The sequence below is a fragment of the Acidovorax sp. Root568 genome (genome assembly GCF_001427445.1).
Lineage (GTDB): Bacteria > Pseudomonadota > Gammaproteobacteria > Burkholderiales > Burkholderiaceae_C > Acidovorax > Acidovorax delafieldii.
The window spans coordinates 104,671-118,866 of the sequence record NZ_LMGP01000017.1 but is presented as its reverse complement, the minus strand read 5'-3'; the positions used below and the strand labels follow the sequence as shown (position 1 = coordinate 118,866).

Annotated in this window: 17 protein-coding genes; 11 read left to right on the top strand and 6 right to left on the bottom strand. The window is 67.3% G+C overall.

Going from position 1 to position 14,196, the window contains the following annotated elements; translation table 11 throughout:
* Positions 1–46: 46 nt before the first annotated feature.
* On the top strand, positions 47–586 hold the full coding sequence (locus ASD75_RS16745) for a DUF924 family protein (RefSeq protein WP_056747062.1): 540 nt from the start codon (positions 47–49) through the stop codon (positions 584–586).
* A 115-nt stretch (positions 587–701) separates the two neighbouring features.
* A complete protein-coding gene (locus tag ASD75_RS16740; RefSeq protein WP_056747061.1) occupies positions 702–1,001 on the top strand; it encodes a hypothetical protein in 300 nt (99 codons plus the stop codon).
* A 56-nt stretch (positions 1,002–1,057) separates the two neighbouring features.
* Here ASD75_RS16740 and ASD75_RS16735 read toward each other — a convergent pair whose 3' ends face one another.
* On the bottom strand, positions 1,058–1,999 hold the full coding sequence (locus tag ASD75_RS16735; RefSeq protein ID WP_056747060.1) for a M14 family metallocarboxypeptidase: 942 nt from the start codon (positions 1,997–1,999) through the stop codon (positions 1,058–1,060).
* A 224-nt stretch (positions 2,000–2,223) separates the two neighbouring features.
* On the opposite strand from ASD75_RS16735, the gene ASD75_RS16730 reads away from it, so the two are divergent.
* From ASD75_RS16730 to ASD75_RS16710, 5 genes are all read left to right on the top strand, one after another.
* On the top strand, positions 2,224–3,651 hold the full coding sequence (locus ASD75_RS16730) for a serine protease (protein ID WP_056747059.1): 1,428 nt from the start codon (positions 2,224–2,226) through the stop codon (positions 3,649–3,651).
* Complete coding sequence (locus ASD75_RS16725; RefSeq protein WP_056747058.1) at positions 3,648–4,646, top strand: FHA domain-containing protein; 999 nt, start codon at positions 3,648–3,650, stop codon at positions 4,644–4,646. The genes ASD75_RS16730 and ASD75_RS16725 overlap by 4 nt, the downstream gene beginning before the upstream one ends.
* A 45-nt stretch (positions 4,647–4,691) precedes the next feature.
* Positions 4,692–5,021, top strand: coding sequence for a hypothetical protein (locus ASD75_RS16720; RefSeq protein ID WP_015014990.1), 330 nt, complete (start codon positions 4,692–4,694; stop codon positions 5,019–5,021).
* Between the two features lie 152 nt (positions 5,022–5,173).
* Positions 5,174–5,491 (top strand): DUF2322 family protein, encoded by a 318-nt coding sequence (locus ASD75_RS16715; RefSeq protein ID WP_056747057.1) that lies wholly within the window; start codon positions 5,174–5,176, stop codon positions 5,489–5,491.
* 166 nt (positions 5,492–5,657) lie between these two features.
* Positions 5,658–6,131 (top strand): SRPBCC family protein, encoded by a 474-nt coding sequence (locus ASD75_RS16710; protein WP_056747056.1) that lies wholly within the window; start codon positions 5,658–5,660, stop codon positions 6,129–6,131.
* A gap of 40 nt (positions 6,132–6,171) precedes the next feature.
* On the opposite strand, the gene ASD75_RS16705 is transcribed toward ASD75_RS16710, so the two are convergent.
* The gene (locus ASD75_RS16705; protein ID WP_200947614.1) at positions 6,172–6,957 is read right to left on the bottom strand and encodes a transporter substrate-binding domain-containing protein; all 786 of its coding nucleotides are present in this window, start codon (positions 6,955–6,957) and stop codon (positions 6,172–6,174) included.
* A gap of 353 nt (positions 6,958–7,310) precedes the next feature.
* Between ASD75_RS16705 and ASD75_RS16700 the strand changes: the two genes are divergently transcribed.
* On the top strand, positions 7,311–7,559 hold the full coding sequence (locus ASD75_RS16700) for a hypothetical protein (RefSeq protein ID WP_056064732.1): 249 nt from the start codon (positions 7,311–7,313) through the stop codon (positions 7,557–7,559).
* Between the two features lie 152 nt (positions 7,560–7,711).
* Here the strand turns inward: ASD75_RS16700 and ASD75_RS16695 are convergent, their stop codons facing one another.
* On the bottom strand, positions 7,712–8,974 hold the full coding sequence (locus ASD75_RS16695; protein ID WP_056747207.1) for a phosphatidylserine/phosphatidylglycerophosphate/cardiolipin synthase family protein: 1,263 nt from the start codon (positions 8,972–8,974) through the stop codon (positions 7,712–7,714).
* A 175-nt stretch (positions 8,975–9,149) separates the two neighbouring features.
* Here ASD75_RS16695 and ASD75_RS16690 point away from each other — a divergent pair, with 175 nt between their 5' ends.
* Both ASD75_RS16690 and ASD75_RS16685 read left to right on the top strand, forming a co-directional pair.
* Entirely contained in the window at positions 9,150–10,091 is a 942-nt protein-coding gene (locus ASD75_RS16690; RefSeq protein ID WP_056747206.1) for a peptidoglycan DD-metalloendopeptidase family protein, read from the top strand.
* 88 nt (positions 10,092–10,179) lie between these two features.
* Positions 10,180–10,716 carry a pseudouridine synthase gene (locus tag ASD75_RS16685; RefSeq protein WP_099730742.1) on the top strand — a complete coding sequence of 179 codons (537 nt, stop codon included), beginning with the start codon at positions 10,180–10,182 and terminating at the stop codon, positions 10,714–10,716.
* 19 nt (positions 10,717–10,735) lie between these two features.
* Here ASD75_RS16685 and ASD75_RS16680 read toward each other — a convergent pair whose 3' ends face one another.
* On the bottom strand, positions 10,736–11,446 hold the full coding sequence (locus ASD75_RS16680) for a glutathione S-transferase family protein (protein ID WP_056747054.1): 711 nt from the start codon (positions 11,444–11,446) through the stop codon (positions 10,736–10,738).
* Positions 11,446–12,054, bottom strand: coding sequence for a glutathione transferase GstA (gstA, locus tag ASD75_RS16675; RefSeq protein WP_015014999.1), 609 nt, complete (start codon positions 12,052–12,054; stop codon positions 11,446–11,448). Before gstA ends, ASD75_RS16680 begins: the two co-directional genes overlap by 1 nt.
* Positions 12,055–12,195: 141 nt before the next feature.
* Here gstA and ASD75_RS16670 point away from each other — a divergent pair, with 141 nt between their 5' ends.
* The gene (locus ASD75_RS16670) at positions 12,196–13,086 is read left to right on the top strand and encodes a LysR family transcriptional regulator (RefSeq protein WP_056064749.1); all 891 of its coding nucleotides are present in this window, start codon (positions 12,196–12,198) and stop codon (positions 13,084–13,086) included.
* Positions 13,087–13,099: 13 nt separating this feature from the next.
* Here the strand turns inward: ASD75_RS16670 and ASD75_RS16665 are convergent, their stop codons facing one another.
* Positions 13,100–14,125 (bottom strand): trans-acting enoyl reductase family protein, encoded by a 1,026-nt coding sequence (locus tag ASD75_RS16665; protein ID WP_056747205.1) that lies wholly within the window; start codon positions 14,123–14,125, stop codon positions 13,100–13,102.
* Between the last annotated feature and the right edge of the window lie 71 nt (positions 14,126–14,196).

Genomic DNA, 14,196 nt, shown 5'->3' with positions numbered 1-14,196 from the left:
TGAACTGTCCCTCCTGGATCGCATGCTACAGCGCTATCCTCGCGGAATGCACCCTCAAAGCGTCCTCGATTTCTGGTTCACCGAACTCACTCCCCAGCAGCACTTCGCCAAAGACGCTGCCCTCGACGAATCCATCCGCACCCGCTTCGGCCCCACGCTGGAGGCAGCAGCCCGCTGTGAACTGTTCCCCTGGCGCGCTACCCCAGAAGGCCGGTTGGCAGAAATCCTGGTGCTGGACCAGTTCTCGCGCAATGTGCACCGCGACACCGCCCGCGCCTTTGCGCAAGACGCACTGGCCCTCGCCCTGGCGCAAGAGCTGGTGGCCAGCGGGCAGGACCGCAGCCTGCCTACGGCGCAGCGCGTGTTTGCCTACATGCCGTACATGCACAGCGAATCTGCCGTGATTCATGAGCAAGCCTTGGAGTTGTTCGCGCAGCCGGGCATGGAAAACAACCTGGACTTTGAGCGACGGCACAAGGCCATCATCGACCGCTTTGGGCGCTACCCGCATCGCAACGCGCTGCTGGGACGCACCTCCACGGCCGAAGAACTGGCGTTTCTGAACGAGCCGGGGTCGTCGTTCTGACTCGGGCGCTATCTCGGCCCAAAACGCTCTTCTATTGATAGCTGCAAGCGCATATCCTTCTATCGCTACAGGTCAATTTCATCCCAAAGTGCTCCCGCAGCAGCAAAGCCCATCCATGAAGCCTCCGTTCACCCCCACCTTCGCCCACATCCCGCCCGGCCCGCTGGCAGGGCCATTGCAGCTATTGCCCGTCAACGCCGCCGTGGTGTCCGTGCACACGGCCGATGGCGCGCATGTGGGCTCGCTCAAGCTGGTCGGCGGGGTGTGGAAGTTCAAGGCCATGGGCTACGACGCCGCAGGCCGCATGGAGCCGGGCCATGGGCCGCTGACGGAGCAGCACAACATGGCGTTCGCGGCCCTGGATGAGGCCGAGGTGAGCGCCCGGCTGCTGGGCGCTTTGGGAAGCGCTGGGTAACGAGCGCCAAGAAAGCACCAAAAAATACGAAGCCGCGCCGCACAGGGCCGCAACTCTCAGAGTTGCGCGTCGGCCAGCACAAACTCCACCGCCGCACACGCCGCCGCCACCTGCGCCTCAATGCACTGCTCGGGCGTGGCGCGGGGGCTGTCGGGGTAGACCTCCGTTGTGGTGGTGTAGCGCGCGCGGCTGATGCCCGCGCACAGGCCCCACTGCTTCATCGGGTAGTGGATGACGCCCGGCGCCACCACGGGCGTGCCGATGATTTCGTTCTTCTCGTCCGCTGGCGCAATGTGCGTGACGCGGCTGACGGCCTCGATGATGGCCTGCTGGAAGGCGGGCTGCGGGTTGTCGGCGTCGTCCACCAGGTAAAAGCCGTCGGGGATGCTGCCGGGCTCGAACACCTTGCCGTCGCGCGCGGCCACGGCGGGGCGGTATTCGGATTCGTCGGTGTCGGTGGTTTCGTGCAGGTCGATGTGGGCGGCAAACTGGCCGTGCAGTGGCGCCACCAGGCGCATGAGGGCCGCCGACTCCTGCGCAGGCGAGCCGTCGCGGAACGAGCGGTTGGGGTCGATGGCGTCAAAGTTCCAGCGCTGAAACCGCTCGTACGCCCAGGGGCTCACGCACGGCACCACCAGCAGGTTGGCGCGGCCGGCAAAGCGCTCGGCGTGCGTGTCCACAAACCGCAGTGCGCCGTGCACGCCACTGGTTTCGTAGCCGTGCACTCCCCCGGTCACCAGCACGGTGGGCAGGCCGGGCTGCCAATCGCGGCTGCGCAGGGCCCGCAGGGGAAAGCGCTCTGCCGGGTGCTGGGCGTCGCCATAAATCACGTCGCCATACATCTCCACGTCAAACCGGCCCCGCAGTGCCTCGATGGCCGTGAGCACGTCGTCGGCGTAGCTGCGCTGGCGCACCTGGCGTGCGCGCCACTGGTCGCGTTCTGCCGCGCCCCAGGGCTGGCCGGGTGTGCCGATGGGATAGGTGGAGGTGGGTTGCATGGGTGCTTGGGATGGAGTGGCAGGTGAATGGCAGGCCCGGCGGCAAACGGGGCCGACGGAACGTACAACGCCAATAAGAGCGGCTAACAAAACTCAGCGAAGCGGTTCTGGCTAGGCGCTGTGTCGCAGGCAGTACGAGCAGTACGACAAGACACAGCAACGACGCCAGAAGAGTTTTGTTAGCCGCTCTAAGGCTTGTCGCAGGGCGTTCATAGAATACCGCGATGCCCTTCCCTTCGATTCGGCCCTTGCGGCTGGCGACCTCGTCGCTGCTCTTGCTGCTGTGTGCGCTGGCGCACGCACAGCCCGCCCCCCAACCCGCAACTGCCAGCACCCCGGCTACGCGCCCGGCAGGCAGTGCCCCTGTGGATGGCACAACACCCACACCGGGGGGCGCTACAACCGCCGCGCCCACAGCGGCCGATGCGGCCCTGCTGTCGCGCGATGCGCGGCGCATTTACGAGCTGTCGCGCGACAAGCTGGTGCAGATCCGCACGCTGCTGCGCAACGCCAACACGCAAGCGTCGATTGGTTCGGGCTTTTTTGTGTCGGCCGATGGGCTGATCGTCACCAACTTTCACGTGGCCAGCCAGCTCGCGCTGGAGCCCGAGCGCTACCGGGGCGTGTACGTGACGATGGAGGGGCAGGAGGGCGAGGTGGAGCTGCTGGCGTTTGACGTGCAGCGCGACCTGGCCGTGCTGCGCGCCAAGGGGCGTACGGCAGCAGCGCCGGTGCTGGGCTTTCGGCCCACCACCGACCCACTGGCGCAGGGCGAGCGCATCTACTCGCTGGGCAACCCACTGGACATTGGCTTTGCCGTGACCGAGGGCACCTACAACGGGCTGGTCAAGCGCAGCTTTTACCCGCGCATCTTTTTTGGCGGCGCGCTCAACCCAGGCATGAGCGGTGGCCCCGCCGTGGACGACGCAGGTCGGGTGTTGGGCGTCAACGTCGCCAAGCGGCTGGATGGCGAGCAGGTGAGCTTCTTGATACCGGCCGAGTTTGCGCAGGCGCTGGTGCAGCGCGCAGCCAACGCCCAGCCCATCACGCAGGCCGCGCACGCCGAGATGACGCGGCAGCTGATGGAGCACCAGCAACTGCTGACGGACCGGTTCTTGAAAGCGCCGTTTCGCGAGCAGCGCCACGGCAACTACCGCCTGCCCGTGCCCGACGATGCGCTGGCGCGGTGCTGGGGATCGGGGCGTGACCCGGCCTTCCCGGGGCTGAACCTGGAGCGCACGCAGTGCCAGGCCGACAGCGATGTGGTGGCGGGCGACTTCAGTACCGGCGCGGTGCGCCTGTCTTATGAGGCCTACAACGCCCCCACGCTGGGCGCAGCCCGGTTTGCCCGCATGTACTCGCAAAGTTTTGCCAATGAGCGCCTGCCCACACGCGGCAACCGCCACCAGACGGCGGCCGAGTGCACCGAGCGGTTTGTGGACCCCGGCACCGTGCCGCTGCGGGCGGTGGTGTGCCTGTCCGCCTACCGCAAGCTGACCGGCCTGTACAACATGACGGTGCTGGCCACCTCGGTCAACCAGCCCACACGGGGCGTGCTGGGCCGCCTGGATGTGCAAGGCATTGCGTTTGACAACGGCATGAAGCTCGCCAGCCACTACCTCAAGGCCTTTCGCTGGGAGGCCGCACCATGAGCGCGATGCCAACCACCACCCTGGGGCTGATCGAGGCGTTTGACCGCCACGGCGCGCTGCTGGCGCGTGCGCCCATCACCCGCTGGCCCGTGACGGTGGGCCGCGCGCTGGACTGCGACCTGGTGCTGGACGACCCGTTTGTGGCGCCCCGGCACCTGCGCATTGACCGCGCGGTGGACGAGCCCCGCACCGTGCAGGTCGAGGTGCTGGAGACACGCAACGGCGCACGCCTGCAGCGCAAGCAGCATGCCCAGGGCGAACGCTTTGACTGGCCCGATGGCATGCCCATCGACCTGGGCCACACCCACATCCATCTGCGCCTGGCCGATGCGCCCATTGCCGAGGAGCAGGCGCTGCCGCAGTTTCCGTGGCGCACCGTGGGCACCACGGCCGCGCTGGCGGTGCTGGTGCTGCTGGCCGGGCTGGGAGAGTCGTGGCTGGAGGCCCGCGACGCCGCGCAATACCTGAAGTCGCTGCCCCTGTTGCTGCTGACCACGCTGGCCGTGGTGGGGGCCTGGGCGGGTCTGTGGTCCGTGGCCAACAAGCTGTTTGGCAGCCAGCTGCGGTTCTGGCGCCACGTGCGCATCGCGTGCGCCGCAGTGCTGGTGGCCGACGCGGTGCAGCTGCTGAGCTATCTGACGGCGTTCACGTTCTCGCTGGAATCGCTGTCGCGGTTTGCCCCGGTGCTGATGGTGCTGGTGCTGGCCGGCGCGCTGTACGCCCACCTGGCCACCGTGCTGCCCCGCCGCCGCGTGGGCCTGGCCTGGGCCATGGCGGCTGTGGTGCTGCTGGGCGTGCCGTCGTGGCTGGGCGCGCAGTGGCTCAACCGCATGCGGCTGGGCAACGAGCTGTACATGAGCAGCCTGTTCCCGCCCGCCCTGCGCGTGGCCCCTGCGGTGCCGGTGGACCAGTTCCTGCAAGACGCCGATGCGCTGCGCGGCAAGCTGGACCGGCGCCTGCGGGATGACGGGCTGGCGGATGAGGACGACGAGTAGGCCGCCAGACGGACTGCGCAAAGCTGCCCCACCCCACCATTACCCATGCGCCGCCGCAAGCCCCACCACCACGTCTACGTGGTCGAACTCTCCAAAGACGTGCTGCTGGAGCCGCGCTTTCGCAAGTGCAACCCCGGCTACATCGACGGCAAGCCCTGCGTGTACGTGGGCATGACGGGGCTGGACCCGGATGTGCGGTTTGACAAGCACAAGGCGGGCATCCAAGCCAACCGGTTTGTGACGCAGTACGGCCTGCGGCTGCTGCCGGACCTGTACGAGGGCTTCAACCCCATGACCTACGAGGAGGCGGTGGACCGGGAGATCGAGATTGGCATCGACCTGCGCTCGGCCGGGTTTGGGGTGTGGCAGGCGTGAGCGCCTGCTCAAGGGGAGGCGCCTGTTCAAAGTCAGGGCCCCACGCGCATCCTTTAAGATTCCGCCCCGCTGATTCACTCACTCACTTTTTTATAGCTGCTCGCGCATGATCTTCTAGCGCTTGCGGCTCATTTCACTTGAATTTGACTGCCATGAACTTCGCAGACCGCCTGAAGCAACTCCCCTCCGCCAGCCACCTCGCCGCCCTGCAACTGCTGGGCGCGGACGGCCAGGTGCAGGCCACCATCGAGAACAAGCACGGCCAGACCGGGTCGCTGGTGGTGTATGCCGCACTGGCGGCGCTGTATGGCGGGCAGATCACGCCTGCAGCCGCCAGCCTGGGGCTGGAGTGGTATGCGGAGCATGTGGCGGATGCGCGCGCCTTTCCGGGCAAGCACCCCAACATCGACCGGCTGCTGGCCTGGGCGCAGGGCAGTGAGCGCTTTGCGGTACGCACCGTCGCAGTCTGAGCCAGCGCCGCAAAAAAAGTGGTGATGCAAAGGGCCGGTTGTCGAAAACGCACCGGCCCGTTCGTCGTAGAGGTGTGAACGCGTTGACGCCCCAGGCCATTGACCGCCATGGCGTTGGGGCGCACGCTGTCATCCATCCACCCCGATTCCCGCAAGGAGACCCTGCATGACCACCCCTAACCCCTCCGCAGCCACCACCGGCACCGTCACCCTGCACCGTGTGCTGCGCGCACCGGCCGAGCGCATCTACCGTGCGTTTCTGGATGCCGACGCCATGTGCAAATGGCTGCCACCCCATGGCTTTACCGGCCGGGTGCTGAGCCTGGACGCACGCGTGGGCGGCAGCTACCGCATGCAGTTCACCAACCTGAGCAGCGGCGGCACGCACGCGTTTGGCGGCGAGTATGTGGAGCTGGTGCCGGGCGAGCGCATCGTGCACACCGACCGGTTTGACGACCCGAACCTGCCCGGCGAGATGCGCACCACCATCCAGCTCAAAAAAGTGATGATGGGCACCGAGGTGTCCATCGTGCAGGCAGGCATCCCGGCGGTGATCACCACCGAGATGTGCTACCTGGGCTGGCAGGAGTCGCTGCAGTTGCTGGCGCTGCTGGTGGAGCCGGAGATTCCGGGCGAGTAACCCACTGCCCCCGCGCCAAGCCCACGTTACTTCGAAGCCGTCACTTCAACCACTTGTCAGCGGCCTGCTTGATGGTGCCCCGGCTGTCCACCAGGCCCCACACAAAGCCCATCACGCGCACGTAGTCGGCGTCGTCGGTGGGCAGCATGAAGCCCAGGTAGTTCTTGGGCGTGAGCAGCGCGTCCACAAATGCGGCGTGCAGGCGCGGGTCGGCCTTGGCGTAGTGCAGGGCTTCGTACGTTTCGGTGATCATCACGTCGCCCTTGCCCTCGGCGATCAGCGCGGGGATCTCGGCGTTCTTGTCATGCGTGCTGACCTGGGCGGCCTTGAGGTTGGCCAGCACATAGGTTTCGTTGGTGCCGCCGGGGTTCTTGATGACGCGCACGGTGGGCTGGTTCATGGCGTCCACGCTGGTGTATTTGGCCTTGTCGGCCGCGCGCACCAGGGCCACTTTGCCGAACGGGGCGTAGCCGGGCAGCATGTCAAAAATGCGCATGCGGTTGACGTTGCGGGTGATGCCGCCCACGGCCACGTCAAACTTGTCGCCCTGCAGGTCCTTCACCAGGTTGGGCCAGGTGGTGGGCACGTATTCGATCTTCACGCCCAGCTCCTTGGCCATGGTTTCGATCACATCGATGTCGTGGCCGCTGTAGCCCGCGTCGGTCTTGATGGCAAACGGGCGGTAGTCGCCGGGCGTGCCCACGCGGATGACCTTGGCCTCCATGATCTTGTCGAGCCGGGGGCCTGCCTGCGCGGCCGGGCTGAAGGCGAGGCTGGCGACCACGGCGGCGGCTGCGGCAAGGGCCAGGGTTTTCTTGATGATCATGGGCAGGTTCTCCAGTGGGTCAGAAGATGGGACAAGAACAGGCATTTCCGCGGCCCGCAGCGAATGCGGACGCACAGGGGCTTGGGCCAGACACGTTACAACAAACGGCGCGCAGTACAAGGGCACATCGGCGGCCCACGGTCCGCATCGCGACACGTTGCGCCCTGCATGACGCAAAGCCCATGCCAGACGCGAGAGCACGGAGTTCGCCCGGCGCAGGCATGAGCGCCTGCAGTGGAGAATTCTTCGGATGCTCTAATTTTTATAGCGCATTAGGCATATCCGTTCGGCGCCAGACATCCATCTGGCACCAAACTGGGTTACCCTGACCGGTTCTGCAACAAGGATTCGCCATGAAAAAACTCAACGTCACCATCCAGCTCGAAATGACCGTGCCCGACAACTGGGAGCTGGTCGATACCTCTGAGGGCACGCCGGTCATCAAGCTGCCCGATGGCAAGTTCATGGACATCGCCATCGAACCCCTGTTTGCCACAGACCCCGAAGACCTGTGGGCCAGCACCGAAGACGAAGACGTGCTGGACGACATCCTCGACATGGTGGATAGCGAAGCCGTGACCTACGAGTTCGTGACGCACTGATCCATAAGCAAGGCGGAGATGCCCGCCAGGGCAAACACTGCCCCGGCGGCGCACCGCAACCGCCGCCGCGCATCCACTACCAGCAACTACACTTTTGATAGCGCCTGGCGCATTATTCACCAGCGCCAGCGGCTGATTTCATTCAAACATCGTCACAGCTGCGACCGCATCCAGCCGGTCAAGGTCTCGTGCACTTTCTCGCGCAGCGGGCGGTCCCGCCAGGCCTCGTAGGTCACGCGGCGTGACCGCCGGATGTCGTCTTCAAACACCTGAGTCTGGCGCTGTGCAAAGGCAGCGTCGTACACGTTCAGGTTGGCCTCGTCGTTCAGGCGGAACGAGCGGTTGTCAAAATTGGTGGAGCCCACCGACACCAGCAACTGGTCCACGATCATGACCTTGCAGTGGTACATGGTGGGCCCGTATTCATAAATCTCGGCCCCGGCCTGCAGCAGCTCGCCCCAGGTAGCACGGGATGCGGCCTTCACGGTCTCGGTGTCGGTGTGCTCGCCGGGGGTGACCAGGCGCACGCGCACGCCGCGTGCCAGCGCATCCATCAGCAGCTTGCGGGTCAGGTCGTCGGGCACAAAGTAGGCCACCGACAGGTCGATGCTGCGCTCGGCCGCCGTGATGGCCAGGTGGTACATCAGCTGCATGCTCTCGCTGCCGCTCGATGGCGAGCTGGAGAACATCTGCGCCTTCTGCGCACCCGCCGGTGCAATGGCCGGAAAGTACGCCTCGCCATGCAGCACCTTGCCGGTGACCTTGAGCCAGTTGTCCAGAAACGTGGCCTGCATCTGCGCCACCACGGGGCCACGCACCAGGTAATGCGAGTCGCGCCAATGCTCCGGGTCTTGCGCGTGGCCCGTCCACCCGGGCGCAATGCCCACGCCGCCGGTAAAGCCCACCTGCCCGTCCACCACCAGCAGCTTGCGGTGGGTGCGGTTGTTCAGCCGGGCCAGGTTGTACCAGTGGGGTTTGTGGAACTTTTCAATCTGAACCCCGGCCTCTTTCATCTCGGCCAGGTAGCTTTCTTCCATCTTGGCGCTGCCCACCCAGTCGAGCAGCACATGCACGGGCACACCGGCGCGGGCGCGCTCGCTCAGGGCGTCGGCAAACTGCTTGCCGATGTCGCCCGACCAATAGATGTAGGTTTCGAAGGTGACGCTTTTCTGAGCGGATGTGATCGCGGCCAGCATGGGCGGAAAGATCTGGTCGCCGTTGAGCAGCTCCGTCACCGCATTGCCGCCCACAATGCCCGGGCCCAGCAGGCTGCCCAGGGCGCGCTCGAACTGCGGGTGGGCGGCGCTGTACAGGCGCGGCAGCTGTTGCTGCACCTTTTTCTCGCCCGCAGTGAAGTTGAGCGCCAACAAGACAAGGGCCCCCGTGGCCAGGGCCGTGAGCAAGACAGTGAGCATGGTGGAGCGGCGGCGGTGGGCTGCGGGTGGCATGGCGCGATGGTAGGTGCCGACATGCAGGCGCGATGTAGGCGGACGCCGCCAACACCGGGGGCACAATCGCCCTTGTCGGCCGCGACAGCGGGGCGCTTTGCACCCGTACCAGCCCCCCCGCGCAGCCACTTTGTTTTTGTTCATGCCTTCCTCTGCCGTGTCTGAATCTGCCCGCCCCGCTCCCTTCCGCCCCGCCCTCTCCATCACCCGCCGCAGCGCCTTGATCGGCACGGCGGGCCTGCTCGTGCAGCCTGCCCTGGTGGCCCCTTTGCATGCCAAGCCTGTGCCACCCGCGCCCACGGTGTGGCCCCAGGCGCTGCAGGTGCCGGGCGGCGTGGCACGGCTGTCGCTGGGCCCGGCGGCCACGCGGCCGGTGGCGCAGGTGCGCCAGGGCGAGGTGGATGTGCCGCTGCGGGTGGTGGGCGATGCCATCGAGTGGACGGCCATCGTGGGCATACCGCTGGCGGCGGCGCCGGGCGATGCCTTCATCAGCGTGCTGCCCGAGGGCGGCGGCAGCCCGCGCCTGGTGCACTACAACGTGGCGCCCAAGCAATACAAGGAGCAGCACCTGAAGGTGTCGCCGCGCACGGTGGACCTCTCGCCCGAGGACCAGGCCCGCTACGAGCGCGAGCGCGACCACCAGGCCCAGGTGATGGCCACCTTCACCGAGCAGCCCGCAGGCGTGGCGCTGGCATCGCTGCGCATGCGCGTGCCCGTGCCGGGGCGGCGGTCCAGCTCGTTCGGGCTGCGCCGCGTGTTCAACGGCCAGCCGCGCAATCCGCACAGCGGCATGGACATTGCCGCCGCCACCGGCACGCCCATCGTGGCGCCGCTGCCGGGCCGGGTGATTGACGTGGGCGACTACTTCTTCAACGGCGGCACGGTGTGGCTGGACCACGGCCAGGGCCTGCTCACCATGTACTGCCACCTGAGCAGCATGGAGGTGCGCGTGGGCGATGTGCTGCAGGCAGGCGACGCGTTCTGCAAGGTGGGCGCCACCGGCCGCGTGACCGGCCCGCACCTGCACTGGGGCGTGATGCTGAACCGCACCATGGTGGACCCGGCGCTGTTCGTGCCGGCCTGATGGCGCAGAGCTTCATTACTATGCATTTGATAGCACCCAGCACATATTGCACTAGCGCATCCGGCCCTTTTTTCTTGAAACCAGCCCCATGACCTCGCGCCTGATCCGTTTCAACAAACCCTACGGCGTGCTGAGCCAGTTCACGCCCGAGGGCAAGTGGCAGGGCCTGAAGGACTACATTGACCTGCCCGGCGTGTACGTGGCTGGGCGGCTGGACGCCGACAGCGAAGGGCTGCTGCTGCTGACCAACGATGGCAAGCAACAGGCCCGCATTGCCGACCCGCGCTTCAAGATGGAGAAGACCTACTGGGTGCAGGTGGAGGGCATTCCCAATGAGGCCGCGCTGGCCGCGCTGCGCAGCGGCGTGGTGCTGAACGACGGTCCCACCCTGCCCGCCCGCGCACGGTTGCTGGAGCCCGCCCCTGCGGTGTGGGACCGCACCCCGCCCATCCGCGAGCGCAAGGCCATCCCCACCACCTGGATCGAACTCATCATCCGCGAAGGCCGCAACCGCCAGGTGCGCCGCATGACGGCCGCCGTGGGCCACCCCACGCTGCGGCTGATCCGCGCGGCCATCGGACCGTACACGCTGGACGGGCTGGCGCCGGGCACCTGGGCGGATTGAGCCGGCAGGCGTGCGGGGTCTAGCCGGCCATCGCCTGCATGCGCCGCGACAGGGCTGACCCACGCGCGCGCAAAAAAGCCCGCAAGCCCTCGGCATAGTCCACACCCACGGCCTGCAGCACCGAAGGGCGTGCCGCCAGCGCGGCGCGCCACCGCTGCACCAGCGGCAAACCTTGCCAGAGCCCCAGGTCATCCACGCCCGGCAAGGTGTCGATGATGTCGAAGTACCGGAACACCGGGCCGAACACCACATCCACCATGCCAAAGTCCGGCCCTGCAAAGTACGGCCCCGGCACGCTGCGCTGGCCCAGGGCCTCTTCGATCTGCTCAAAACGGCTGCGCAGGTCCTGCGCGCGGGCCTGCAGCGTGGCCTCGTCCGGCGCGGCGTAGAAGCCGCCGATGGTGTTCAGCACCGCAGAGCCAAACTCCATCCACGCGCGGTGGCGTGCGCGCTGCAGCGGATCTGGCGGGTGCAGCACGGGCATGGCCACCTCGTCCAGGTATTCGCAGATCACGGCCGACTCGAACAGGCTCTGGCCGCGCACCTGCAGGACCGGGGTCTTGCCCAGTGGCGAGAGGGCCAGGAACCAGTCGGGCTTGCGGGCCAGGTCGATGGTGCGGCGCTCAAACGCCAGGCCCTTTTCGTGCAGCACGATGGCCACGCGCTGCACATAGGGGCACAGCGCGTGCGAGACCAGAGTGAGCGCAGCGGGCGCCGTGGTCTGGGCCATCACGACAGCAACCCCTCAGCCCGCAGCGCAGCCTGCACCTGCGGGCGGGCCGCCACGCGTGCCATCCAGGCCTGCAGGTGCGGGTAGGCAGTGAGCGGGATGCCCAGCAGGTGCGACCAGTTGACGATGGTGAAGCCATACGCATCGGCCACGCTGTAGCCGCCTGCCAGAAAGTCGCTGCGCGACAGCACGGCCTCCATCTCGGCAAAACGCACGGCCAGCTTGGCCTTGACGGCCTGGCGCGTGGAGTCGGCCGTCTCCTTGTGCCACAGCCAGGGGCTGAAGCCCTTGTGCAGTTCGGTGCTGACGAAGGTGAGCCACTCCAGCACGGCCAGCCGCTCGCTGGAGCCGGGCTGGCCGATGAGTGCGCGCGCCGGGTCCAGGTCGGCCACGTACTGCAGCAGCGCCGCTGCTTCGGTGTGGCGCGACTGGTCGGCCAGCTCCAGCAGGGGCACATAGCCGCGCGGGGAGATGTCGAGATAGTTGGCGCCGGTCTCGGTGGTGTGGCGCACCAGGTCCACCTTGACCAGATCGAACGCAACGCCGACCTCGCGCAAGGCAATGTGGACGGCGAGCGAGCAGGCACCGGGGGCGTAGTAGAGCTTCATGGGAACGGGGCTTTCTGTAAAAACGGTTGGAATGTGTCGCCGTTGCTACCCACTAGCAGCCGCAGACACCCATCGGTACACGGCAAGGCCCGGCGACAGGCAGAATCTATGCTTGCAACAACGCAAACAAAATAAGCACCCATGAAATCAACCGTTGCATCAGCGCAATACCAACTGGGCGCGGCCGAGCTGGAAGTGCTGCTGGCCATGGTGCGCACCGGCACCCTGGCGGCCGCCGGTGAGCGGCTGGGAGTGGATGCGTCCACGGTGTTCCGCGCCATTCAGCGCATCGAACGGGGGCTGGGCCAGTCGCTGTTCGACCGGTCGCGCGCCGGCTACCGCCCCTCGGAACTGGCCCAGGCATTGGCCGAACAGGCCGAGCGGGTGGAAGCCGCCCTGGAGGCCGCGCGCTCTGCCGCACAGGCGCAGCCCGAGCAGGTGTCGGGCACGGTGCGCATCTCCACCACCGACACCATCCTGCACGGCCTCATCGCCCCAGCCCTGCAGATGCTGCAGCCCCGGCACCCGGCCCTGGTGTACGAGCTGCACGCCGGCAACGAGCTGGTGAGCCTGACGCGGCGCGACACCGACATCGCGGTGCGCGCGACCAAGCGCCCGCCACAGCACCTGGTGGGGCGGCAGCTGGGCATGATCCGCTCGGCCCTGTACGCAGGCACCGCCAGCACCCTGGCCCTGTCGGATGTGGAGGCGGGCCGCGCCGCCTGGATTGCGCCCGACGACGCGCTGCCCGACCACCCTTCGGTGCGCTGGCGCAAGAAGCAGTACCCCAGGGCACAGCCCACCTACCGCGTCAACAGCCTGCTCACGGTGATGGAACTGGTGGCCCTGGGCATGGGCGTGGGGGTGTTGCCCCTCTTTTTGGCCCAGGGCCGCAGCGACCTGCGCCCGCTCACGGGCGCGCTGGCCGACGGCGAGACCGAGCTGTGGCTGCTGACCCACCCGGAGTCGCGGCACCTGCGGCGCATTGCTGCGGTGTACGGGCATCTGGCGGAGACGGTGCAGCTGCCCTGAGCGCCCCTGGGCATCAGCCGGGCAAGGCGTCCCCGAACACCTCCAGCGCCGTGCCGTGCAACGCGCGCAGCATGTCCACCGGGTCTACCGCCTGCGCCACGGCCAGCGCGCCGCTGTGTGCGTACGCAGGCGCCAGCAGGCGCTGGGCCACCTCGACCACGATGGGCGCCGTCACGGCATAGATGTCCTGCCCGCGCACGCCGGCGGTGCGGGTCTGGCCACCTTGCACCAGCTGCACCATGAGCTCGAAGCGCTGCGCAGAGCGTCCGCTGTCGTCCGTGGCCGTGGGCGGCGGGGTGCCGCTGTCGCGGATGTCCTGCAGCGCCGAGCGGTTGAGCAGCGAGCGGATGTGGCCCACAGGCAGGTGGTGGGCGATGGTGATGACCTCGCTGAACGGGATCTCCACCATGGCCTGGCTGCCCAGGGGCGCGGCAAACGCCCAGTCCGGCACGTGCTCGGAAGGCACCAGCGGCACCAGGCGCCCGTGGGCCACCACCTGGCGCGGCACGGTGTTGCGCTCGCCTGTCTTGCGCGTGCCGGCGGTGGGCCACCAGCGGTCCAGCCCGATCGCCACAGTGATCTCGTCGATGGTGCCGGCCCTTGCCAGCGCGCTGGCCAGCAGGTCGGCCAGACCGCCATAGAAGGCGGCGGCCGGAATCACCACCTTGCCCGCAGCGCGGGCCGGCGCATCGAAATCGGCCAGGCTGGCCTGCGCACTCGCCTGCTCGGCCGTCACATCGATGTAGTGGCAGCCTGCCCGCAGCGCGGCCTGCGCCACCGGGGCAGCCGTGTCGAGAAAGGGGCCCGCGCAGTTGATGACCACGGCGCAGCCGGCAAACGCCTGTTCCAGGCTGGTGGGGTCGGCCAGATCGGCGATGCGCCGGGTCACGCCAGGGGCAAACACCTCGTCCAGCCGGGCGGCGCTGCGCCCCACGGCCACCACGGGCAGCCCGCGGCGCTGTGCTTCCTGCACAACAAATTGGCCGGTGTGGCCGGTGGCGCCGTAAACGGCGATGGGGCGGTGTTGTTGCGGGTTCATGATCATCCTTTGCGTTGGGTGGGTGGTTGAAATTAACGATACAGACCTGTCTGTTTTTTTAAGATTACAGA